18 protein-coding genes are annotated in these 22,275 nt (G+C 52.4%); 9 read left to right on the top strand and 9 right to left on the bottom strand.

Translation table 11 applies throughout. The features are described 5' to 3' along the window. Positions 1-561: 561 nt before the first annotated feature. Positions 562-1,962, bottom strand: coding sequence for an asparagine--tRNA ligase (gene asnS, locus O6D90_RS14910; protein ID WP_016152464.1), 1,401 nt, complete (start codon positions 1,960-1,962; stop codon positions 562-564). Positions 1,963-2,127: 165 nt separating this feature from the next. Further along, on the bottom strand, positions 2,128-3,330 hold the full coding sequence (pncB, locus tag O6D90_RS14905) for a nicotinate phosphoribosyltransferase (protein ID WP_016156127.1): 1,203 nt from the start codon (positions 3,328-3,330) through the stop codon (positions 2,128-2,130). A gap of 265 nt (positions 3,331-3,595) precedes the next feature. Here pncB and pepN point away from each other — a divergent pair, with 265 nt between their 5' ends. After that, the gene (gene pepN, locus O6D90_RS14900; protein WP_016156128.1) at positions 3,596-6,208 is read left to right on the top strand and encodes an aminopeptidase N; all 2,613 of its coding nucleotides are present in this window, start codon (positions 3,596-3,598) and stop codon (positions 6,206-6,208) included. Positions 6,209-6,311: 103 nt separating this feature from the next. Here pepN and ssuB read toward each other — a convergent pair whose 3' ends face one another. The 5 genes from ssuB to ssuE are packed head-to-tail and all read right to left on the bottom strand — an operon-like array spanning position 6,312 to position 10,563. Further along, positions 6,312-7,079, bottom strand: a complete 768-nt coding sequence (ssuB, locus tag O6D90_RS14895) for an aliphatic sulfonates ABC transporter ATP-binding protein (RefSeq protein ID WP_016156129.1) — start codon at positions 7,077-7,079, stop codon at positions 6,312-6,314. Then, positions 7,076-7,867 carry an aliphatic sulfonate ABC transporter permease SsuC gene (ssuC, locus tag O6D90_RS14890; RefSeq protein ID WP_016156130.1) on the bottom strand — a complete coding sequence of 264 codons (792 nt, stop codon included), beginning with the start codon at positions 7,865-7,867 and terminating at the stop codon, positions 7,076-7,078. The genes ssuB and ssuC overlap by 4 nt, the downstream gene beginning before the upstream one ends. Positions 7,868-7,878: 11 nt before the next feature. Then, the gene (gene ssuD, locus O6D90_RS14885; protein ID WP_016156131.1) at positions 7,879-9,024 is read right to left on the bottom strand and encodes an FMNH2-dependent alkanesulfonate monooxygenase; all 1,146 of its coding nucleotides are present in this window, start codon (positions 9,022-9,024) and stop codon (positions 7,879-7,881) included. After that, positions 9,021-9,995, bottom strand: coding sequence for a sulfonate ABC transporter substrate-binding protein (locus tag O6D90_RS14880; RefSeq protein ID WP_016156132.1), 975 nt, complete (start codon positions 9,993-9,995; stop codon positions 9,021-9,023). Before O6D90_RS14880 ends, ssuD begins: the two co-directional genes overlap by 4 nt. Further along, positions 9,988-10,563 (bottom strand): NADPH-dependent FMN reductase, encoded by a 576-nt coding sequence (gene ssuE / locus O6D90_RS14875; RefSeq protein ID WP_016156133.1) that lies wholly within the window; start codon positions 10,561-10,563, stop codon positions 9,988-9,990. The genes O6D90_RS14880 and ssuE overlap by 8 nt, the downstream gene beginning before the upstream one ends. A gap of 242 nt (positions 10,564-10,805) precedes the next feature. Between ssuE and pyrD the strand changes: the two genes are divergently transcribed. Together pyrD and zapC are read left to right on the top strand one after the other, a co-directional pair. After that, positions 10,806-11,816: a quinone-dependent dihydroorotate dehydrogenase gene (pyrD, locus tag O6D90_RS14870; RefSeq protein WP_016152472.1), complete on the top strand. Its 1,011-nt coding sequence runs from the start codon at positions 10,806-10,808 to the stop codon at positions 11,814-11,816. 165 nt (positions 11,817-11,981) lie between these two features. Then, on the top strand, positions 11,982-12,524 hold the full coding sequence (gene zapC, locus O6D90_RS14865; protein ID WP_218731474.1) for a cell division protein ZapC: 543 nt from the start codon (positions 11,982-11,984) through the stop codon (positions 12,522-12,524). On the opposite strand, the gene O6D90_RS14860 is transcribed toward zapC, so the two are convergent. Continuing rightward, the gene (locus tag O6D90_RS14860; protein ID WP_016156135.1) at positions 12,521-13,627 is read right to left on the bottom strand and encodes a YcbX family protein; all 1,107 of its coding nucleotides are present in this window, start codon (positions 13,625-13,627) and stop codon (positions 12,521-12,523) included. The two genes, zapC and O6D90_RS14860, sit on opposite strands and share 4 nt — an antisense overlap. Before the next feature lie 98 nt (positions 13,628-13,725). Here O6D90_RS14860 and rlmKL point away from each other — a divergent pair, with 98 nt between their 5' ends. The 6 genes from rlmKL to rmf all read left to right on the top strand — a co-directional run bounded on the left by rlmKL (position 13,726) and on the right by rmf (position 21,648). Continuing rightward, positions 13,726-15,834 (top strand): bifunctional 23S rRNA (guanine(2069)-N(7))-methyltransferase RlmK/23S rRNA (guanine(2445)-N(2))-methyltransferase RlmL, encoded by a 2,109-nt coding sequence (rlmKL, locus tag O6D90_RS14855; RefSeq protein ID WP_016152475.1) that lies wholly within the window; start codon positions 13,726-13,728, stop codon positions 15,832-15,834. A 12-nt stretch (positions 15,835-15,846) separates the two neighbouring features. After that, complete coding sequence (locus tag O6D90_RS14850; protein ID WP_016152476.1) at positions 15,847-17,754, top strand: ABC transporter ATP-binding protein; 1,908 nt, start codon at positions 15,847-15,849, stop codon at positions 17,752-17,754. A gap of 15 nt (positions 17,755-17,769) precedes the next feature. Beyond that, a complete protein-coding gene (gene pqiA / locus O6D90_RS14845; RefSeq protein ID WP_271143126.1) occupies positions 17,770-19,017 on the top strand; it encodes a membrane integrity-associated transporter subunit PqiA in 1,248 nt (415 codons plus the stop codon). 4 nt (positions 19,018-19,021) lie between these two features. Beyond that, positions 19,022-20,662: an intermembrane transport protein PqiB gene (gene pqiB / locus O6D90_RS14840; protein ID WP_003836843.1), complete on the top strand. Its 1,641-nt coding sequence runs from the start codon at positions 19,022-19,024 to the stop codon at positions 20,660-20,662. Then, complete coding sequence (gene pqiC / locus O6D90_RS14835; RefSeq protein ID WP_016152478.1) at positions 20,659-21,222, top strand: membrane integrity-associated transporter subunit PqiC; 564 nt, start codon at positions 20,659-20,661, stop codon at positions 21,220-21,222. The genes pqiB and pqiC overlap by 4 nt, the downstream gene beginning before the upstream one ends. Positions 21,223-21,480: 258 nt before the next feature. Then, positions 21,481-21,648, top strand: a complete 168-nt coding sequence (gene rmf / locus O6D90_RS14830; RefSeq protein ID WP_003035871.1) for a ribosome modulation factor — start codon at positions 21,481-21,483, stop codon at positions 21,646-21,648. Between the two features lie 107 nt (positions 21,649-21,755). Here rmf and fabA read toward each other — a convergent pair whose 3' ends face one another. After that, positions 21,756-22,274: a bifunctional 3-hydroxydecanoyl-ACP dehydratase/trans-2-decenoyl-ACP isomerase gene (fabA, locus tag O6D90_RS14825; RefSeq protein ID WP_003035875.1), complete on the bottom strand. Its 519-nt coding sequence runs from the start codon at positions 22,272-22,274 to the stop codon at positions 21,756-21,758. Position 22,275: the final 1 nt, after the last annotated feature.

The following is a 22,275-nucleotide window of genomic DNA, read 5'->3' as shown; positions in this document are numbered from 1 at the left end:
CTGCCGCCAATAATTTCCGTCAATAAAAATTTACGGAACTATTGATGAGAGTTTGGTGTCTTTATGTGTCTGACAGGCATCTTTCCATTCAAACTATCGTTTCGCTACCGTCAAAGTGCTACAAATATAAAGATTTGGTTTCAAAAAGAAAAAGTGTGTAACAAAATGTTATTTTTGTGCAACTTTGTGAACAACTTCAAATTTCAGATGTCCGTACGCTAAAAATCACCGCTTCTATTTCTATTTATATGATTTTCTTATATTTAATTTAGATAAACTCCTTTTTTCTCTGTTCTGCCATAAAGTTCCTGCTTTACAGATGGCTATTTCTGGACGTCTGGAATGCCGTGCAAATGGTCAGAAAATGTACTATTTAATCAGAAAATACTAATCCACAATAAAAATGCTGATTATTTTTTGTTCAAATATGTTGCAGTGAAATATTACGTAACAGGAAGGGGGAAGGCGAAGGGTTGTGTTAAACGCGGGAGGGGGATCCCAAAACGTGAAGCGGTGACAAAAAAAGCCAGCAATGCTGGCTTTTGTATCAAAAATGCAGGGTTAGAACGTGGCGTTACGCGGGGTACGCGGGAACGGAATAACGTCACGGACGTTCTGCACGCCGGTAACGTAAGCGATCAAACGCTCAAAGCCCAAACCGAAGCCGGAATGCGGAACGGTACCGTAGCGACGCAGGTCGCGATACCACCAGTAATCTTCTTTGTTCAGACCCATTTCCAGCATACGGGCATCCAGGACGTCCAGACGCTCTTCACGCTGAGAACCACCGATGATTTCACCGATTCCTGGAGCCAGTACGTCCATTGCTGCAACGGTTTTACCGTCTTCGTTAAGGCGCATATAAAACGCTTTGATATCTTTCGGGTAGTTTTTAACGACGACCGGCGCTTTAAAGTGCTCTTCAGCAAGGTAACGTTCGTGCTCAGAAGAGAGATCCACACCCCAGTAAACCGGGTTTTCGAACTGTTTGCCGCATTTTTCCAGAATGCTTACCGCGTCGGTGTAATCCACCTGCGCGAAGTCAGCCTCAATGAAACGTTCCAGGCGTGAAATCGCGTCTTTGTCGACACGTTCGGCGAAGAATTTCATATCATCCGCACGCTCAGCCAGTACGGCTTTGAACGCGTACTTCAGCATCGCTTCAGCCAGGCCTGCAACATCGTTCAGGTCGGCGAAAGCCACTTCCGGTTCCAGCATCCAGAACTCTGCCAGGTGACGACTGGTATTAGAGTTTTCTGCACGGAACGTAGGGCCAAAGGTATAAATTTTGGACAGAGCACAGGCGTAGGTTTCGCCGTTCAGCTGACCGGAAACGGTCAGGAAAGCTTCTTTACCAAAGAAGTCTTTGTCGAAATCGACTTTTCCCTGATCGTTACGCGGCAGGTTTTCCAGATCCAGCGTAGACACGCGGAACATTTCACCGGCACCTTCCGTATCGGAAGCGGTGATCAGCGGAGTCGATACCCAAAAGAAACCCTGCTCGTGGAAGAAGCGATGCAGCGCTTGCGCCAGCGTATGACGTACTCGCGCGACGGCACCAATCATGTTGGTACGTGGGCGCATGTGCGCCACTTCACGCAGATACTCAATGCTGTGACGCTTAGCCGCCATTGGATAGGTATCAGGATCTTCAACCCAGCCGGCTACTTCAACCTCAGTGGCCTGAATTTCAAAGCTCTGTCCTTGTCCAGGAGATGCAACGACTTTACCCGTTACGATAACTGAACAACCCGTCGTCAGGCGCAGTACGTCCTGATTGTAATTGGGCAGAGAATTATTGATGACGGCCTGTACAGGATCAAAGCAGGAACCGTCATAAACGGCGAGGAAGGAGATGCCAGCTTTTGAATCTCGGCGGGTACGCACCCATCCGCGCACGGTGACTTCGCTGTCAACGGCTACGCGGCCCTGGAGTACGTCGGCTACAGGCACAACGCTCATAATATTCTCTCTGTTAATAGTCGGATATATAAACACATGTCCACCCGTAATGGGGGGATACCTATGTTACCTGGCATCTGCAATCAGACAAGCAGAATTCGTAGCTGGAGTGAAAGATTTCGGAAATTAGCGTGAAAAGGGAGCCAAACTGGCTCCCTGGAAGGTTTAACTGGCTTTTTTAATATGCGGCAAATCGAAGGCTTTGCGTAGCGCGCGCACGAACGCTTTATCGTGGCAGATGGTTTTACCCGGGCTATCAGATAACTTCGCCACAGGTTTGCCGTTACATTCCACCAGCTTGATTACAATATTGAGCGGCTTAACCTGGGGAATATCACAGGTTAAACGTGTGCCAATACCAAAACTCAACTGTACACGAGAAGAGAAGTGGCGGTAGAGCTCAATCGCTTTTTTCAAATCGAGGTTATCTGAAAACACCAGCGTTTTGCTCAGCGGATCAATGCCCAGTTTTTCATAATGGGCGATGGCTTTTTCACCCCATTCCACCGGGTCGCCTGAATCATGGCGTAAACCCTGATAGCGGGTTGCAAACTCGACGCCAAAGTCGCGTAAAAACGCATCCATGGTGATGCAATCGGTCAGCGCAATGCCGAGTTGGTCAGGATATTCATTTAACCAGGCGGCCAGGGCAACGCGCTGGCTGGTGGCAAGCTCAGGGCTGATCTGCTGATGAGCCTGGAACCACTCATGCGCCTGCGTGCCCATTGGGGTTAATGACAGGCGGCGGGCCAGATCGTAGTTACTGGTGCCGACAAACCAGGGCTCTCGCTGCAGGCGTTTAACAATAGCCTGCTGTACTTCACGTGAAAAACGACGACGCGTACCGAAATCCATCAGATGGAAGCGGGACATATCGACATCTTTCGTTAAAGCAGAGAATTCTACTAGTTTGCTTTCCAGCTCATTGAGTGCCTGCGGGACGCCTGATTCGGGCGAACGGTAACGGTGTACCATCTCGCTGATAACCGCTAGCAGCGGGACTTCCCACATGATCACTTCACGCCACGGCCCGGTTAAGCGGATGTTCAGCTTACCGTTATCATTGGTGACGCAAACCTGTTCCGGGTTATAGCGGAAATCACGTAACCAGGTGAGGTAATCAGCTTTAAAGAAAGGCAGGCCGGAGAGCCACTGGTACTCGTCCTCCTGCAGTCGCAGGTGTTGCATAGCATTCACCTGCTCACGAATAGAATCGGCATAAATACCGAGCAGGTCATCGCCACGGCAACGAAATTCAGCCGCTACTTGTACATCATAGTAGTGGTGAAAAACGGCTTGCTGCATATGCAACTTATAAGCGTCTGTATCCAGCAGCGAGTGCAGAACAGGAGAAGCGAATTGTGTCATAGGTGCGCAGTAGCATCCTCTCACGGGAGCGTTTAGTACAATAAACAACTAAGAAAACCGCTGGAGTATACCTTGTTTAGCGATTTATTGAACCCCGATCACACCATAAGCTGTCTTTCTGGTCGAGGGCAATTCGTGCCGCGTGTTATAAAAATGTAGCAAAAAGGGTGTTTGTGCCTGAAAAGATGAACATTCTGCGTAGCGCGATTTACGCAACAGGAATAGACTGAAGCCGAGACTCTACCAAAGATGCTAAAGGTTTTTTATGACACAACAGCCACAAGCCAAATACCGTCACGACTATCGTGCGCCGGATTACCAGATTACTGATATTGACTTGACCTTTGACCTGGATGCTGAAAAAACCGTGGTCACCGCCGTGAGCCAGGCTGTCCGTCATGGAGCGTCCGATGCGCCCCTGCGCCTGAATGGCGAAGATCTGACCCTGGTGTCGATCCACGTGAACGACGAGCCGTGGGCAGAGTATAAAGAAGAAGAGGGCGCTCTGGTCATCAGTCAACTGCCGGAACGTTTTACGCTGCGTATCGTGAATGAAATTAGCCCGGCGGCCAATACCGCGCTGGAAGGACTGTACAAGTCCGGCGACGCGCTGTGCACCCAGTGTGAAGCGGAAGGGTTCCGCCATATTACCTGGTATCTCGACAGGCCGGATGTCCTGACGCGTTTTACCACCAAAATTATCGCCGATAAAACCCAATATCCGTTCCTGCTCTCCAATGGTAACCGCGTGGCGCAGGGGGAACTGGAAAATGGTCGTCACTGGGTACAGTGGCAGGATCCGTTCCCGAAACCGTGTTATCTGTTTGCGCTGGTAGCCGGTGATTTCGACGTCCTGCGCGACACCTTTACCACCCGTTCCGGGCGTGAAGTGGCGCTGGAACTGTACGTCGATCGCGGCAACCTGGACCGCGCGCCGTGGGCGATGACCTCGCTGAAAAACTCCATGAAATGGGATGAAGAGCGCTTTGGCCTCGAATATGACCTCGACATTTATATGATTGTCGCGGTCGATTTCTTCAACATGGGGGCGATGGAGAATAAAGGTCTGAACATCTTTAACTCCAAATATGTGCTGGCACGTACCGATACCGCCACCGACAAAGACTACCTCGATATTGAGCGCGTCATCGGTCACGAATATTTCCACAACTGGACCGGCAACCGCGTGACCTGTCGCGACTGGTTCCAGTTGAGCCTGAAAGAGGGGCTAACCGTGTTTCGCGATCAGGAGTTCAGTTCCGATCTCGGCTCACGCGCGGTAAACCGGATCAGCAATGTGCGCACCATGCGCGGCCTGCAGTTTGCCGAAGATGCCAGCCCAATGGCGCATCCTATCCGTCCGGATATGGTTATTGAAATGAACAACTTCTATACCCTGACCGTGTACGAAAAGGGCGCTGAAGTTATTCGTATGATCCACACCCTGCTCGGTGAGGCTAACTTCCAGAAAGGGATGCAGTTGTACTTTGAGCGTCATGACGGCAGCGCTGCAACCTGTGATGATTTCGTGCAGGCGATGGAAGATGCGTCCAACGTCGATCTATCGCATTTCCGCCGCTGGTACAGTCAGTCCGGTACGCCGATTCTGACCGTGCGTGATGACTACAATCCATCCACTGAGCAGTACACGCTGACTATCAGCCAGCGCACGCCGGCCACGCCGGATCAGGCCGAAAAACAGCCGCTGCATATTCCTTTCGCCCTCGAGTTGTATGACAACGAAGGGAAAGTGATCCCGCTGCAAAAAGGCGGGCACCCGGTGAATTCCGTACTCAATGTCACCCAGGCTGAGCAGACGTTTGTCTTTGATAATGTCTACTTCCAGCCGGTTCCGGCACTGCTGTGCGAATTCTCCGCACCGGTAAAACTGGAATACAAATGGAGCGATCAGCAGCTGACTTTCCTGATGCGTCATGCGCGTAACGATTTCTCTCGTTGGGATGCGGCGCAAAGCTTGCTGGCGACCTATATTAAGCTCAACGTAGCCCGCCATCAGCAGGGACAGCCGCTGTCGCTGCCGGTACACGTGGCCGATGCATTCCGGGCGATTTTGCTGGATGAGAAAATCGATCCGGCACTGGCGGCAGAGATTCTGACGCTGCCTTCGGTGAATGAAATTGCTGAACTGTTCGACATCATCGATCCGGTGGCGATAACGGAAGTACGTGAAGCGTTAACTCGCACGCTGGCGGCCGAACTGGCGGATGAATTCCTCGCCATCTATAACGCTAACCATCTTGATGAGTACCGCGTTGAACATGCCGATATTGGCAAGCGTACGCTACGTAATGCCTGCCTGCGTTTCCTGGCCTTTGGCGAAACCCATCTGGCCGACACGCTGGTCAGCAAGCAGTACCGTGAAGCAAACAATATGACCGATGCGCTGGCGGCGCTGTCCGCGGCAGTCGCGGCGCAACTGCCTTGCCGCGACACGCTAATGCAGGAGTATGACGATAAGTGGCATCATGACGGTCTGGTGATGGACAAATGGTTTATCCTGCAATCCACCAGCCCGGCGAGAAACGTGCTGGAAACGGTACGTGGCTTACTGAAGCACCGTTCCTTCAGTATGAGTAACCCGAACCGAATCCGATCTCTGATTGGCGCCTTTGCGGGCAGCAACCCGGCGGCATTCCATGCGGAAGATGGCAGCGGCTATCAGTTCCTGGTCGACATGCTGACTGAACTCAATAGCCGTAACCCGCAGGTGGCGTCACGTCTGATTGAGCCGCTGATTCGCTTAAAACGGTATGATGCAAAACGTCAGACGCAGATGCGCGCGGCGCTGGAACAGTTGAAAGGTCTGGAGAATCTCTCCGGCGATCTGTTCGAGAAGGTAACCAAAGCGTTAGCCTGAAACGTTGACCTGTCGTTTTGTAAGCCGGATTAGGCGGTAACGCCGCTATCCGGCAAAAGGCCCGGTGGCGCTTGCGCTTACTGGGCCTGATTTTTCTGAATGCTTATCCATGCCGGCGGATCAGCTGTTCCGTTTCGCTACGCTGCATTACCCGGTTCAACACTTCTGCTTCCAGCTCTGCCAGACGCACCGAACCAATCCGGCGTGGTCGCGCAATATCCACCGTTAAATCCAGTCCGATTTTTCCATCTTCAATAAGCAACACGCGATCGGCCATTGCCACCGCTTCACTGACGTCATGGGTGACCAGCAGTACGGTAAAGCCGTGCTCTTGCCATAAAGAGACAATCAGCTCCTGCATTTCAATGCGGGTTAAGGCATCCAGCGCACCGAGGGGTTCATCGAGCAGCAGCAGACCGGGACGATGAATTAATGCCCGCGCCAGGGCCACGCGCTGTTTTTGTCCACCGGACAGGGCAGCAGGCCATTCCTGAGCACGATTCTCCAGCCCAACTGCGGCCAGCGCGTCCCGGGCCGCATCGCGCCAGTGACCTTTCAGACCCAGACCCACATTATCGATAACAGTCTTCCAGGGTAGCAGACGCGCATCCTGAAACATCATTCGCGTATCCTCCTGAATTTCTGCCAGCGGGGTGGTTCCGGCAAGTAATGCACCTGAGGTGGGAGACTCCAGCCCAGCCAGCAGACGCAGCAACGTGCTTTTACCTCCTCCGCTGCGGCCAACCACGGCAACAAACTGTCCGGCCTGAATGTGCAAATCTAACTGATTGAGCACCGTATTGGCGGCGTATTGTTTCGTCACGGCACTCAGTAAAAGCGGCGTGCCTTGGTTCAGGCGAGCGGTATTCATACGGTAGCCTCCTTCACATGGTAAGCCGGGTTCCAGCGCAGCCAGATCCGCTCCAGCCATTGGGCGCTGACGTCGGCAAGTTTGCCGAGCAGGGCGTAGAGAATAATGGCCACCACGACCACATCGGTTTGCAGAAATTCGCGGGCGTTCATTGCCAGGTAACCAATGCCGGCATTGGCTGAAATGGTTTCCGCGACAATAAGCGTCAACCACATCAGCCCGAGAGCAAAACGCACGCCAACCATAATCGAGGGCAGGGCGCCGGGGAGGATCACATGAATAAATAGTGAAAAACCAGACAGCCCATAGCTGCGAGCCATCTCTACCAGACCGCGATCGATATTGCGGATCCCATGCCAGGTGTTGATGTAAATCGGAAAAAGCGTGCCCAGCGCGACGAGAAAGATCTTGGCGGATTCATCAATGCCGAACCACAAAATCACCAGTGGGATCAGCGCCAGATGCGGCACGTTACGCAGCATCTGCACCGAAGTATCCAGCAGGCGTTCTCCCCACCGCGAAAGACCGCTAATCAGTCCCAGCGTCAGGCCAATCGATCCGCCGATGGAGAAGCCTACCAGCGCGCGCCAGGAGCTGATCGCCAGATGCTGCCAAAGCTCGCCGCTGGCGGAAAGCGTCCAGAAGGCTTCGACAACGCCCTCCGGAGAGGGCAGGATGCGGGTGGACAACCAGCCCATTGATGATGCGAGCTGCCAGAGCGCGACCAACCCAACCGGTAAAAACCAGGGTGCGAGGCGCAGTAACCACCTGTTTTTCGGCGTTGCCATCAGCAGGCTCCTTAGCTTTGCGCGATTTTGCGTGGGATAAATTCGTTTGCCACCGCTTCGCCTTGTTGATGCTGGCGCTGCGGCTGCGGAATTTCTGGTATAGCGACATCCAGATGTGGGAACAGCAGCTCGCCAACCTTGTATGCCTCTTCCAGATGTGGATACCCGGACAACACAAAACTGTCGATTCCCAGTGCGGCATACTCGTTGATACGCGCCGCGACCGTCGGACCATCTCCGACCAGCGCGGTACCCGCGCCACCGCGCACCAGTCCTACTCCTGCCCACAGGTTCGGGCTGATTTCCAGTTTGTCGCGTTTACCGTTGTGCAGTGCAGCCATTCGCTGCTGACCAACCGAATCCGTTCTTGAGAAGGCGGCCTGGGCTTTGGCAATGGTGTCGTCATCCAGATGGGCTATCAGACGATCCGCTGCCTGCCACGCCTCTTGCGTTGTCTCCCGGACGATCACATGCAGACGAATACCAAAGCGGATCTTGCGCCCGAGCGCCGCCGCTTTGGCCCGCACCTGTTCAATCTTCTCTTTCACCTGTTCAGGCGGCTCGCCCCAGGTCAGATAGAGATCAACCTGCTCGGCAGCAAGATCTTGGGCGACATCAGACGAACCGCCGAAATAAAGCGGTGGCCGGGGTTGTTGTACAGGAGGGAAAAACAGTTTCGCGCCGCGGACATGAATGTGTTTGCCGTTGAAATCCACGGTTTCACCTTGCAGCAAACGCCGCCAGACCTGAGTGAATTCAGCAGAGGCTTCATAGCGCTCGGTGTGATCAAGGAACACGCCGTCACCCGCTAGCTCTTGTGGATCGCTGCCGGTTACCAGGTTGAACAACGCCCGGCCGTTAGAGAGTCTGTCGAGCGTCGCGGCCTGGCGGGCGGCGACCGTCGGCGAGGTTACGCTTGGACGTAGCGCGACCAGAAACTTTAATCGCTGGGTGACCGGGATCATCGACGCGGCGACCAGCCAGGCATCTTCACAGGAGCGACCGGTTGGGATCAGAACGCCAGTAAATCCCAGGCGATCGGCTGTTTGCGCAATTTGTTGCAAATAACCGTGATCGACCGGGCGCGAACCTTCTTCCGTCCCCAGATAATGACCGTCACCGTGGGTGGGTAAAAACCAGAACATGTTCAGACTCATAATTTTTCTCCTGCCTGCTGAGTGGGTTGCCAGATACGCTGGCGAATATCGATTTTTTTCGGCACCAGACGGTTGTCATAAAACAGATCGGCGGTTTGTTGTTGTAGGGCGGCAACCGAGGCGCTGACGGGCGTAATGGTGGTTGGCGGACGGTGATCCAGATAAGACGCAATTACCGGCTCGGGCAGGCCCATGGTTTTAGCCAGCAGAGTAATGCTTTGCTGGCGTTGGCTGAGAGTTAACGCATCCGCCTGGCTAAAGGTATCCAGTACGCCAAGAACAAAAGCGCTATTTTTTTCGGCATAAGGACGTGCAGCGAGATAAAACGAACCGGTCTGCTTGAGGTCTGAGCCGTCTTTCAGCACGCGCACATCACCTTGCAGTAATGCGGCCGAATAGTAGGGATCCCAGATAGCCCACGCATCGACGTTTCCTTGCTGGAAGGCCGCTCGCGCATCGGCGGGGGTCAGATAAGTCGGTTGAATATCGGTAAATTTCAACCCTGCTTGTTGCAGCGCCCGGAGCAGTAAATTGTGGGCGCTGGAACCTTTCTGGAAGGCGACTTTATGCCCTTTGAGCTGCGCAACGCTCTGGATCGGGCTATTTTTCGGCACCAGAATCACTTCGGCTTTCGGTTTGGGTGGTTCGACGCCCACATAAACCAGATCGGCTCCGGCGGCCTGGGCGAAAATTGGCGGAATGTCACCGGTACTGCCGAGATCGATACTGCCGATATTGAGTGCTTCCAACATTTGCGGTCCAGCCGGGAACTCAATCCACGAGATTTTGGTCTGTGGGTAACGTTTCTCCAGTAGCTGATGACTTTTTGCCAGCACCATGCTGACGCTTCCTTTCTGGTAGCCAATGCGCAGGGCATCCGGAGCCGATTCTGCGGCATGCGCCAAGGATGACAGGGACAGCAGCCCGGTTAATGCCAGCCATGGGGTGTGACGCTTGAGCAGATTAAGCATGGGCGGCACCTCGCAGGGCGTTCAGTTGCGGGAGTTGGACATCGCGACGATGCAACGCCAGCCAGAAAGTGTCGAGCGCACTGTCCAGGCGCTGCTGCAGGTTGGGCGTAAACTGCGGTTTATGCTGATAATCGATGACCTGCGAATCATCGGCAAACACGCCGTGCAGGATCTCCTGAGCCTTTAACGCGCTCAGCACCGGTTTCAGCGCGTAATCGACGGCCAGTAAATGCGCCACGCTGCCGCCGGTCGCCAGCGGCAAAACCACTTTTCCTTCCAGCGCCCGCTCGGGGAGCAGATCGAGCAGCGTTTTCAGTGCGCCAGAGTAAGCGGCTTTGTAGACCGGCGTTGCGACAATCAGCCCGTCAGCATCCTGCAGTTGTTCGATAAATGTTTTCAGTGCCGGACTGTCAAAACGGGCATAGATCAGGTCTTCCGGGGCAAAGTTGTGCAGGTTCCAGTGAAAGACTTCGACATCCTGGCCGTTCAATTTTTCTCGGGCATATTCCAGCAACGCGCTGGAGCGAGAGGGAAAGCGTGGGCTTCCCGCCAGAGTGATGACGCGCATAATGTTATTCTCCCCTTATAACCAATTGTTTGCTTTTGATTAACATTGATAACAATTTGTGCAGTCTGGCAGAGAGACTTTGTTTATCGAAATGATTTATACGGGATAGAAAAGTTGAAAAATGAATAAAAAGGAGGAAGCAGGAAAACGATTGCTATTTATTGCCGCAGGTCAATTCCCTTTTTGCTCGCGATCGCACATAATACGCCCCCGGTTTGCACACCGGGAATCCAGGAGAGTTCATGTACTACCCCTTCGTTCGTAAAGCCCTTTTCCAGCTCGATCCAGAGCGCGCTCATGAATTGACATTCCAGCAATTACGTCGCATTACCGGCACGCCGCTCGAAGCGCTTGTCCGCCAGAAAGTACCCGCAAAACCGGTTACCTGTATGGGGCTGACGTTTAAAAATCCACTCGGGCTTGCTGCCGGACTGGATAAAGACGGGGAGTGCATTGATGCGCTCGGCGCGATGGGATTTGGTTCCATTGAGATTGGTACCGTGACGCCGCGTCCTCAGCCGGGTAATGATAAACCACGTCTGTTTCGTCTGGTCGATGCAGAAGGTTTGATCAACCGCATGGGGTTTAATAACCTGGGGGTTGATAACCTGGTTGAGAACGTCAAAAAATCGCATTTTGACGGTATTCTGGGGATTAATATTGGTAAGAATAAAGATACTCCGGTAGAGAACGGCAAAGATGACTATCTGATTTGTATGGAAAAAGTCTATGCTTATGCTGGTTATATCGCGATTAATATCTCTTCACCGAATACGCCGGGATTACGTACGCTGCAATATGGTGAGGCGCTGGATGATCTTCTGACGGCAATTAAAAATAAGCAAAATGATCTGCAAGCGATCCACCATAAATATGTTCCAGTGGCGGTTAAGATCGCCCCGGATCTTTCTGTGGAAGAACTGATCCAGGTTGCTGACAGTTTAGTTCGTCATAATATTGATGGCGTAATTGCGACTAACACCACTCTCGATCGTTCTCTCGTTCAGGGAATGAAAAATTGCGATCAAATGGGCGGCCTGAGCGGTCGACCGTTACAATTAAAAAGTACAGAAATTATTCGCCAGTTGTCTCAGGAATTAAAAGGTCAGCTGCCGATTATTGGGGTTGGTGGTATCGACTCAGTAATCGCCGCGCGTGAGAAAATAGCTGCTGGTGCTTCCCTGGTACAGATTTATTCGGGCTTTATTTTTAAAGGCCCACCGTTGATTAAAGAAATCGTCACCAATATCTGAATGCTACCTTAATCACAATCCAGGGCTTTATTTCTGGCCCTGGTTGTTTTATATTCCTTTACTGTTGCTTATTTAAACATTCTGAGCTTTTATTATTAAGGCAATAAACGAAGCGGCAAAAGGATACTGTCGTAATGGTGATGATTAAGGAAAGGAGAGAAACTGATGCGAATTAAACCCGACGATAACTGGCGCTGGTATTATGATGAAGAGCACGATCGTATGATGCTCGATTTAGCCAATGGCATGTTATTCCGTTCGCGTTTTGCTCGTAAAATGCTCACTCCGGATGCATTTTCTCCGTCGGGTTTTTGTGTTGATGACGCCGCGCTTTATTTTTCCTTTGAAGAAAAATGTCGCTACCTGGATTTAGGCAAAGAGCAAAAGGCGGAACTGGTGCTTAATGCGCTGGTGGCGATTCGTTACCTTAAACCGCAAATGCCAAAAAGCTGGCACTTTGTCGCACACGGTATTAACTGGTTGCCAGTCGTGGGGGATGCTGCTTGTGTGGATTTAAGCGATACGGATGAACAGGTAAACCTGTTAGTGGTTGAACCGGGTGAAAATGCCGCGCTTTGTCTGCTTGCGCAACCTGGTGTGGTTATTGCCGGGCGCACAATGCAACTTGGCGACGCGATTAAAATAATGAATGACAGACTGAAACCGCAGGTTATTGCCGACAGTTTCAGCCTTGAACAGGCGGTTTAACTCTCCAGCCTGATTGTCGTTTTGGGAACACAACTGCAGCACAGAATCGTCCCGTCATCCCCAATCGCTGATTTTTTCAGCGGACTAACTTCGCCTTCCAACAGTCGAATTCGACAGCATCCGCAAATTCCTGCCCGGCATGAATAGGGCACCCTGATACCCTGGTTTTCCAGCTGTTCAATCAATACCTGCTGATTATTTCCGCGAAAGGTCTGGCCCTGCCAGTCAATAAGTACCGTGGCATCGGGTTGTTGTTCCTGTGCGGTATCGTCTGGCTCCGCCGCACCGTAAGCTCTGGCGGGACCGGTTGCCAAAATCTCTACCTCATCGCCGACGCGAATAACGCCACTGTTGCGTGCGATAAGATTCTGGCCGAAATCAACGTCGCCGTTATCCACCGCTGTCCGGAAGGTTTGCAGCGTGGCGAGCGGCTCGCCAGACGGATGTTTCTGGCCTTTTTCTGGACTAACGGTAGTGAAAATGCAGCGGCTACAGGGTTTTGCCACATCAAAAATGACGTCGCCAATGCGAATCACTTTCCAGGTGTCTTCTGCCCAGGCATCAGCCCCCGCAACCACCAGATTGGGGCGAAACTGTTCCATTTTGACGCTTGCCGGACAGCGCTGTTGCACATCGCGCAGAGATGCTTCGTTGGCCAGCAAGTAGGGATAACCATCGGCGAAGGACAAAGGAACATCAGCGTGGCGCTTCACCCGGCGTGTCAGTTGCGGACCCACCCAGCGCAACTGCACGTCACGGGAGAAAAAGCCGCTCAGCCACAGGTTGATAGCCGCTGGCGCAATACGCGCGGTAAAATGGTTTCCCCACACTTCTGTCGGCGCATCCTGGGTGGCGAAGTCTGCGAATCGTACGAGCGCGCTGCTGCCGTCTGGAGCTGTAAGATGAAGTCCATCGTGGAAAGGGGAAGGGGTAAAGCGGACCATTTGCGGGAACTGTCGGGCGGTAATGAACGTCCCGTCGAGTTCGGTAATCATAAATATACGATCCAGGGCGAGACCGCTCACGTCTGCCAGGGCGTGCGTGAGTCCAATTCCACGCATTGATTTAACCGGATGAATAAAAAGTCGGGTCAACGTTACCACTGCACAGCCCCTTGAACGAAAATAAGCCTTCAACTTTATGACATACAGCCCATATTAGCTATAATGCGCAGCAATTTTCTAGGAGTAAAAGTGACATTATGAATTCTCTGTTTGCCAGTACGGCCCGTGGGCTGGAAGAGCTGTTAAAAACTGAACTGGAAAACCTCGGCGCGCTGGAGTGTCAGGTCGTTCAGGGTGGGGTCCATTTTAAGGGCGACACGCGGCTTGTTTACCAGAGCCTGATGTGGAGCCGCCTGGCCTCGCGCATTATCCTGCCGATGGGAGAGTGCAAGGTCTACAGCGATCTTGATCTGTACCTCGGCGTTCAGGCAATCGACTGGACAGAGATATTTAATCCTGGTGCTACGTTTGCCGTCCATTTTAGCGGCCTGAACGAGACCATTCGTAACAGCCAGTACGGCGCGTTGAAGGTCAAGGATGCGATTGTCGATGCCTTTACCCGCAAAAATCTGCCGCGTCCGAATGTGGATCGTGAATCTCCGGATCTGCGAATCAACGTCTGGTTGAATAAAGATACCGCCAGCATTGCGCTCGATCTGAGCGGTGACGGTTTGCATCAGCGCGGTTATCGCGATCGCGCGGGTCAGGCGCCGATTAAAGAGACGCTGGCCGCCGCTATTGTTATGCGTTCTGGCTGGCAGCCGGGCACACCGTTACTCGATCCGATGTGCGGCTCCGGCACGCTGCTGATTGAAGCGGCGATGTGGGCAACCGATCGTGCGCCGGGCCTGCACCGCGGGTACTGGGGCTTTAGCGGTTGGGCACAGCACGATGAAGCCGTCTGGCAAGAGGTTAAAGCCGAAGCTCAGGTGCGTGCGCGTAAGGGGCTTGCTGACTATACTTCGCACTTCTATGGCTCCGACAGCGATGCGCGCGTGATTGAAAAAGCGCGTAGTAACGCCCGTCGCGCAGGTATTGCCGATCTGATGACATTTGACGTGAAAGATGTCGCCAAACTGAGTAATCCACTGCCGAAGGGACCGTATGGTACGGTGATCAGTAACCCGCCCTACGGCGAACGTCTGGATAGCGAACCGGCGCTGATTGCCCTGCATAGCTTGCTGGGCCGTACGATGAAAAACCAGTTTGGCGGCTGGAACTTGTCGCTGTTCAGTGCCTCTCCGGATTTGCTCAGCAGCCTGCAATTGCGTGCTGATAAGCAGTTCAAAGCGAAAAACGGTCCGCTGGATTGCGTACAGAAAAACTATCACGTTGCAGAGACCACTGCGGACAGCAAGCCAGCCACGGTCGCGGAAGATTATGCCAACCGCCTGCGCAAGAATATCAAGAAGCTGGAAAAATGGGCGCGTCAGGAAGGAATTGAATGCTATCGCCTGTATGATGCTGACCTGCCGGAATACAACGTTGCAGTGGACCGTTACGGTGAGTGGGTCGTGGTTCAGGAATACGCTCCGCCGAAGACGGTCGATGCACAAAAAGCACGTCAACGTCTGTTCGACATCATTGCCGCAACGTTGTCGGTCCTGGAAATCGCGCCAAATAAACTGGTGCTGAAAACCCGTGAGCGGCAGAAAGGGAAGAACCAGTATCAGAAGATGAATGAGAAGGGTGAATTCATTGAGGTAAGCGAGTACAACGCGCGCCTGTGGGTCAACCTGACAGACTATCTTGATACCGGTTTGTTCCTCGATCACCGTATTGCGCGCCGCATGCTGGGCCAGATGAGTAAAGGTAAGGATTTCCTTAACCTGTTCTCCTACACCGGCAGTGCCAGCGTTCATGCCGGACTGGGCGGTGCGCGTAGCACCACGACGGTTGATATGTCGCGTACCTACCTGGAGTGGGCTGAGCGTAACCTGCGCCTGAACGGCCTGAGTGGTCGCGCTCACCGTTTAATTCAAGCCGATTGCCTGGGCTGGCTGCGCGATGCCAATGAACAGTTTGATCTGATTTTCATCGATCCGCCGACGTTCTCTAACTCAAAACGTATGGAAGACTCGTTTGATGTACAGCGCGATCATCTGGCGCTGATGAAAGATCTGAAACGTCTGCTGCGTAAAGACGGCACGATCATGTTCTCCAACAACAAGCGTGGATTCCGTATGGATCTCGACGGTCTGGCTGAACTGGGATTAAAAGCACAAGAAATCACCCAAAAAACGCTTTCCCAGGACTTTGCCCGTAACCGTCAGATCCACAATTGCTGGCTGATTACCGCAGCCTGAAAGGATAAATAAATGTCATTGATCAGTATGCATGGTGCATGGCTGTCGTTCAGCGATGCGCCGCTTCTTGATAATGCAGAACTGCATATCGAAGATAACGAACGCGTCTGTCTGGTTGGCCGTAATGGCGCAGGTAAGTCGACGCTGATGAAGATCCTCAACCGTGAACAGGGTCTTGACGACGGGCGTATTATTTATGAGCAGGACCTGGTTGTGGCGCGTCTGCAGCAGGATCCGCCGCGTAATGTTGAGGGCAGCGTCTATGACTTCGTTGCCGAAGGTATTGAGGAACAGGCTGAATATCTGAAGCGTTATCACGATATTTCGCGCCTGGTGATGACCGATCCCAGCGACAGAAACCTGAATGAAATGGCGCGGGTTCAGGAAATGCTCGATCACCATAATCTGTGGCAGCTCGAAAGCCGCATTAATGAAGTGCTGGCGCAACTGGGACTGGATCCTAACGCCGCGCTTTCTTCGCTTTCGGGCGGCTGGCTGCGTAAGGCGGCGCTGGGCCGCGCGTTAGTGAGCAACCCGCGCGTACTGCTGCTGGATGAACCAACTAACCACCTGGATATTGAAACTATCGACTGGCTGGAAGGGTTCCTGAAATCCTTCAATGGGACAATTATTTTCATTTCCCACGACCGTTCATTTATTCGCAATATGGCGACGCGTATTGTCGATCTCGACCGCGGCAAGCTGGTGACCTATCCGGGGAACTACGATCAGTATCTGCTGGATAAAGAAGAAGCGCTGCGGGTGGAAGATCTCCAAAATGCGGAATTTGATCGCAAGCTGGCGCAGGAAGAAGTGTGGATCCGTCAGGGCATCAAAGCGCGTCGTACCCGTAATGAAGGCCGCGTGCGGGCGCTGAAAGCCATGCGTCGCGAGCGTGGCGAACGTCGCGAAGTGATGGGCACGGCGAAGATGCAGGTCGAAGAGGCGAGCCGTTCTGGCAAGATTGTCTTCGAAATGGAGAATGTTGATTACCAGGTTGATGGAAAGCAACTGGTAAAAGATTTCTCCGCGCAGGTGCAACGTAGCGACAAGATTGCGCTAATTGGACCTAACGGCTGCGGTAAAACAACGCTGCTGAAGCTGATGTTAGGTCAGCTTCAGGCTGACAGCGGACGCATTCACGTCGGCACGAAGCTGGAAGTGGCGTATTTCGATCAGCACCGCGCCGAACTGGATCCGGATAAAACCGTGATGGACAACCTTGCTGAGGGTAAGCAAGAGGTGCTGGTTAACGGTAAACCTCGCCATGTGCTGGGCTACCTCCAGGATTTCCTGTTCCATCCGAAACGGGCGATGACGCCAGTACGTGCGCTCTCTGGTGGGGAACGTAATCGCCTACTGCTGGCGCGTCTTTTTCTCAAACCCAGTAATCTTTTGATTCTCGATGAACCAACGAACGATCTGGACGTCGAAACGCTGGAACTGCTTGAAGAGCTGATTGATAGCTACCAGGGCACCGTGCTGTTGGTGAGCCACGACCGTCAGTTTGTGGATAATACCGTCACCGAATGCTGGATCTTCGAAGGCGGCGGTAAAATTGGTCGTTATGTCGGCGGTTATCATGATGCCCGCAGCCAGCAATCGCAGTATGTGGCGTTTAAACAGCCAGTTGCGAAAAAAACAGAGGAAACCGTTGCTCCAAAAGCAGAAATTGTCAAACGCAGCACGAGCAAACTAAGCTATAAACTGCAGCGCGAACTGGAGCTGCTCCCCGCGCTGCTTGAAGAACTGGAAGCTAAACTGGAAGCATTACAAGCTCAGGTTGCTGACGCCGCTTTTTTCAGTCAGCCGCATGAGCAAACGCAACAGGTATTAGCTAATCTGAACGAAGCTGAACAAGAACTTGAGCAAGCCTTTGAGCGCTGGGAGTATCTTGAGTCTTTGAAGAACGGCGCATAATTTAAAGGAGCACATATGTGCGAACATCACCATGCCGCGAAGCATATTCTGTGCTCGCAGTGTGACATGCTGGTGGCGTTACCTCGCCTTGAGCATGGTCAGAAAGCGGCATGTCCACGATGTGGCACTACGTTAACGGTTGAGTGGGACGCGCCACGGCAGCGTCCTACCGCCTATGTGTTAGCAGCATTATTTATGCTGCTTTTGTCAAACCTCTTTCCCTTTGTGAATATGAATGTTGCGGGGGTGAGCAGCGAAGTGACGCTGCTGCAAATTCCCAGCGTTTTCTTTTCGGAAGATTACGCCAGCCTCGGTACCTTCTTTATCTTATTCGTTCAGTTGGTTCCCGCTTTTTGCTTGTTGACCATTTTGCTGTTGGTGAATCGGGTTCATATGCCTGAGCGGCTTAAAACATGGCTGGCGCGTATTTTGTTTCAGTTAAAAAGCTGGGGAATGGCAGAAATTTTCCTCGCGGGCGTGCTGGTGAGCTTTGTTAAGCTGATGGCCTACGGCGATATCGGCGTGGGCAGCAGCTTCATCCCGTGGTGCATGTTTTGTATGCTCCAGTTGCGGGCTTTTCAGTGTGTGGATCGCCGTTGGCTGTGGGATGATATTGCCCCTATGCCAGCCATTAAGCAGGAATTAAAGCCTGGTGTGCCCGGCATCCGACAAGGATTGCGTTCCTGTTCCTGCTGCACCGCTATTCTTCCGGCAGACGAGCTGGTATGCCCACGCTGTCAGACGAAAGGTTATGTGCGGCGTAAAAACAGTCTGCAATGGACATTGGCATTACTGTTTACGTCGATCATGCTTTATCTTCCTGCCAATATTCTGCCGATCATGATCACCGATCTGCTCGGGTCAAAGCTGCCTTCAACGATACTCGAGGGCGTGGTTTTAATCTGGAGCGAAGGCTCTTACCCGGTGGCTGCGGTTATCTTTATCGCCAGTATTATGGTGCCGACGTTGAAAATGATCGCCATTGCCTGGCTGTGTTGGGATGCCAAAGGGCACGGCAAACGCGACAGTGAACGAATGCATTTAATTTACGAGGTTGTAGAATTTGTCGGTCGCTGGTCAATGATCGACGTTTTTGTAATTGCCGTACTCTCTGCGCTGGTGCGCATGGGAGGGTTAATGAACATTTATCCTGCAATGGGTGCTTTGATGTTTGCTTTAGTCGTCATTATGACAATGTTTTCTGCGATGACATTTGATCCCCGTCTGTCGTGGGACCGTGAACCAGATCATGAGGAGTCCTGACAGCATGGAATCTAAAAGTGGGGAAGCCAAAGTGCAAAAGGTAAAAAACTGGTCGCCCGTGTGGATATTCCCTATAGTCACTGCCCTCATTGGCGCGTGGGTCCTGTTTTATCACTACAGTCATCAGGGGCCACAAGTCACGCTGATTACCACCAATGCCGAAGGTATTGAAGGGGGCAAAACGACGATTAAGAGCCGCAGCGTGGATGTCGGCATCGTCGAGAGCGCAACCCTGACTGATGATTTGACCCATGTGGAAATTAAAGCTCGTCTTAACTCCGGAATGGAAAAGCTGCTGCATAAAGATTCTGTCTTTTGGGTGGTGAAGCCGCAGGTTGGACGTGAAGGTATCAGTGGGCTCGGCACGCTATTGTCCGGGGCTTATATTGAACTGCAGCCTGGCAATAAAGGCAGCAAGCTGGAAAATTACCAACTGCTGGATTCACCGCCGCTGGCGCCGCCAGATGCGAAAGGGATTCGTGTGATTCTGGACAGCAAAAAAGCCGGTCAGTTGAGCCCGGGCGACCCGGTTCTGTTCCGTGGTTATCGTGTAGGTTCGGTTGAAACCAGCACATTTGATGCGCAAAAGCGTACGATTAGCTATCAGCTATTTATCAATGCGCCTAACGATCGTCTGGTGACCAGCAATGTGCGTTTCTGGAAAGACAGCGGGATCGCCGTGGATCTTACTTCGGCAGGTATGCGCGTGGAAATGGGATCTCTCTCCACGCTGTTTGGCGGTGGCGTAAGTTTTGATGTGCCAGAAGGGCTGGAACAAGGCGAACCGGTCGCACAACAGTCTGCGTTTAATCTCTATGACGACCAAAAAAGTATTCAGGATTCACTGTATACCGATCATATTGATTACCTGATGTTCTTTAAAGATTCAATTCGTGGCCTGCAGCCTGGCGCGCCACTGGAATTCCGTGGCATCCGTTTGGGTACGGTAAGCAAAGTACCTTTCTTCTCACCGAATATGCGTCAGGTCTTCAACAATGATTACCGCATTCCGGTGCTGGTACGTATCGAACCAGAACGTCTGAAGGCACAGCTGGGAGAAGATACTGATGTTGGCGCTCATCTGGCAGAATTGCTTAAACGCGGATTACGGGCATCGCTGAAAACCGGGAACCTGGTGACTGGCGCTCTGTATGTCGATCTCGACTTCTACCCGAAAGAACCGCCGATTACCGGTGTGCGCGAATTTAACGGTTATCAAATTATTCCGACCGTGAGCGGTGGTCTGGCGCAGATCCAGCAGCGACTGATGGAAGCGCTGGATAAGATTAACAATCTGCCGTTGAACCCGATGATTGAGCAGGCGACCAATACGTTGTCGGAAAGCCAGCGTACGATGAAGCATCTGCAAACCACGCTGGACAACATGAATAAGATCACGTCCAGTCAGTCGATGCAGGATCTTCCGGCGGATATGCAGAACACGCTGCGTGAACTGAACCGTAGTATGCAGGGCTTCCAGCCGGGTTCCGCCGCCTACAACAAGATGGTGGCGGATATGCAGCGTCTTGATCAGGTGCTGCGAGAACTGCAACCAGTACTGAAAACGTTGAACGATAAGAGCAATGCGCTGGTATTTGAAGCGAAGGACAAAAAAGATCCAGAGCCGAAGAGGGCGAAACAATGAAAAAGTGGCTAGTGGCGATGATGGCGGTCTGGCTGACGTCATGCAGCTCCAGCGGAGAAAATAAAAGCTATTACCAGCTTCCTATCGCGCAAGGGGGCGTACAGAGCTCAGCTAACCAGGGTAACCGTCTGCTGTGGGTTGAACAGATTGCGGTCCCGGACTATCTGGCGGGTAATGGGGTGGTTTACCAGACCAGCGATGTGCAATATGTGATAGCGAATAATAATCTCTGGGCCAGCCCATTAGATCAGCAATTGCGCAATACCCTGGTTACGAACCTCAGTATGCAGTTGCCTGGCTGGGTTGTCGCTTCGCAGCCGCTGGGAAGCACTCAGGACACGTTGAACGTTACCGTGACCGGCTTCCACGGTCGGTACGATGGTAAGGTCATCGTGAGCGGTGAATGGCTGCTGAATCACCAGGGGCAGTTGATCAAGCGTCCATTCCACATTGAAGCTGTACAGACTAAAGACGGCTACGATGAGATGGTGAAGGTTCTGGCCAACGCCTGGAGCCAGGAAGCGACGGCAATGGCTCAAGAGCTGAAACGCATCCCTTAAGCTTAAATAATTGTAAATTATGCCGCCCCTGGTTCATTGCCCGGGGCGGTTTTTTTTATTTTTTTAGCCGTGGAGATAGCTGTTCTGACAGACTATTTTTGTACAAATGATTTTGCGGGTAGCTCACAAATATGACACTGGCGTGAATTTTGCGCATTGACGAGCCTGATGTTTAGGGGTATTCGTTTTAGTGTGATTGCACACTTAGTAATCACTGTTTTCTTTTCCACCAGACCCAAAAGATGAGGGAAACGAGGCATGAAGAGACAAAAACGAGATCGCCTGGAACGGGCACATCAACGTGGATATCAGGCCGGCATTGCCGGACGCTCAAAAGAAATGTGTCCCTATCAGACGCTGAATCAGAGGTCATACTGGCTGGGAGGCTGGCGAGAAGCCATGGGGGATAGGGTTTTAATGGCCTGATTCTGTCTCTTTAGATAAAAGAAACCTCCGCAGAGCGGAGGTTTCGCCTTTTTACCCACCAGACAAGACGAATAAACGTTAATGTCTGGCTGCTACGCTGACCTGGATTAGAACGCGGAAGTGTCCTGGAACAGACCCACTTTCAGATCGTTTGCGGTATAGATTAGACGACCATCAACCAGCACTTCACCATCAGCCAGGCCCATGATCAGGCGACGATTAACGATGCGTTTGAAGTGAATGCGGTAAGTCACTTTCTTCGCAGTCGGCAGAACCTGGCCGGTGAATTTAACTTCGCCTACGCCCAGCGCGCGGCCTTTACCTTCGCCGCCCAGCCAGCCGAGATAGAATCCAACCAGCTGCCACATGGCATCCAGACCCAGGCAGCCCGGCATCACCGGATCGCCGATAAAGTGGCATCCGAAGAACCACAGGTCCGGGTTGATATCCAGTTCAGCTTCAACATAACCTTTGTCAAAGTTGCCGCCGGTTTCGGTCATCTTGATGACACGGTCCATCATCAGCATGCTTGGTGCAGGCAGTTGTGGCCCTTTTGCGCCAAACAGCTCACCGCGACCAGAGGCAAGAAGGTCTTCTTTTGTATAGGATTCGCGTTTATCTACCATG

The organism is Citrobacter sp. 21OH12SH02A-Citro, from assembly GCF_027919895.1.
GTDB classification, from domain to species: Bacteria; Pseudomonadota; Gammaproteobacteria; order Enterobacterales; family Enterobacteriaceae; genus Citrobacter; species Citrobacter braakii.
This window is presented reverse-complemented; position numbering and strand designations above follow the sequence as displayed.

What these genes read in the sequence shown, in the direction of transcription:
- asnS (WP_016152464.1), bottom strand. Translation starts at nt 1,962, where the DNA reads ATGAGCGTTGTGCCTGTAGCCGACGTACTCCAGGGCCGCGTAGCCGTT.
- pncB (WP_016156127.1), bottom strand. Translation starts at nt 3,330, where the DNA reads ATGACACAATTCGCTTCTCCTGTTCTGCACTCGCTGCTGGATACAGAC.
- pepN (WP_016156128.1), top strand. Translation starts at nt 3,596, where the DNA reads ATGACACAACAGCCACAAGCCAAATACCGTCACGACTATCGTGCGCCG.
- ssuB (WP_016156129.1), bottom strand. Translation starts at nt 7,079, where the DNA reads ATGAATACCGCTCGCCTGAACCAAGGCACGCCGCTTTTACTGAGTGCC.
- ssuC (WP_016156130.1), bottom strand. Translation starts at nt 7,867, where the DNA reads ATGGCAACGCCGAAAAACAGGTGGTTACTGCGCCTCGCACCCTGGTTT.
- ssuD (WP_016156131.1), bottom strand. Translation starts at nt 9,024, where the DNA reads ATGAGTCTGAACATGTTCTGGTTTTTACCCACCCACGGTGACGGTCAT.
- O6D90_RS14880 (WP_016156132.1), bottom strand. Translation starts at nt 9,995, where the DNA reads ATGCTTAATCTGCTCAAGCGTCACACCCCATGGCTGGCATTAACCGGG.
- ssuE (WP_016156133.1), bottom strand. Translation starts at nt 10,563, where the DNA reads ATGCGCGTCATCACTCTGGCGGGAAGCCCACGCTTTCCCTCTCGCTCC.
- pyrD (WP_016152472.1), top strand. Translation starts at nt 10,806, where the DNA reads ATGTACTACCCCTTCGTTCGTAAAGCCCTTTTCCAGCTCGATCCAGAG.
- zapC (WP_218731474.1), top strand. Translation starts at nt 11,982, where the DNA reads ATGCGAATTAAACCCGACGATAACTGGCGCTGGTATTATGATGAAGAG.
- rlmKL (WP_016152475.1), top strand. Translation starts at nt 13,726, where the DNA reads ATGAATTCTCTGTTTGCCAGTACGGCCCGTGGGCTGGAAGAGCTGTTA.
- O6D90_RS14850 (WP_016152476.1), top strand. Translation starts at nt 15,847, where the DNA reads ATGTCATTGATCAGTATGCATGGTGCATGGCTGTCGTTCAGCGATGCG.
- pqiA (WP_271143126.1), top strand. Translation starts at nt 17,770, where the DNA reads ATGTGCGAACATCACCATGCCGCGAAGCATATTCTGTGCTCGCAGTGT.
- pqiB (WP_003836843.1), top strand. Translation starts at nt 19,022, where the DNA reads ATGGAATCTAAAAGTGGGGAAGCCAAAGTGCAAAAGGTAAAAAACTGG.
- pqiC (WP_016152478.1), top strand. Translation starts at nt 20,659, where the DNA reads ATGAAAAAGTGGCTAGTGGCGATGATGGCGGTCTGGCTGACGTCATGC.
- rmf (WP_003035871.1), top strand. Translation starts at nt 21,481, where the DNA reads ATGAAGAGACAAAAACGAGATCGCCTGGAACGGGCACATCAACGTGGA.
- fabA (WP_003035875.1), bottom strand. Translation starts at nt 22,274, where the DNA reads ATGGTAGATAAACGCGAATCCTATACAAAAGAAGACCTTCTTGCCTCT.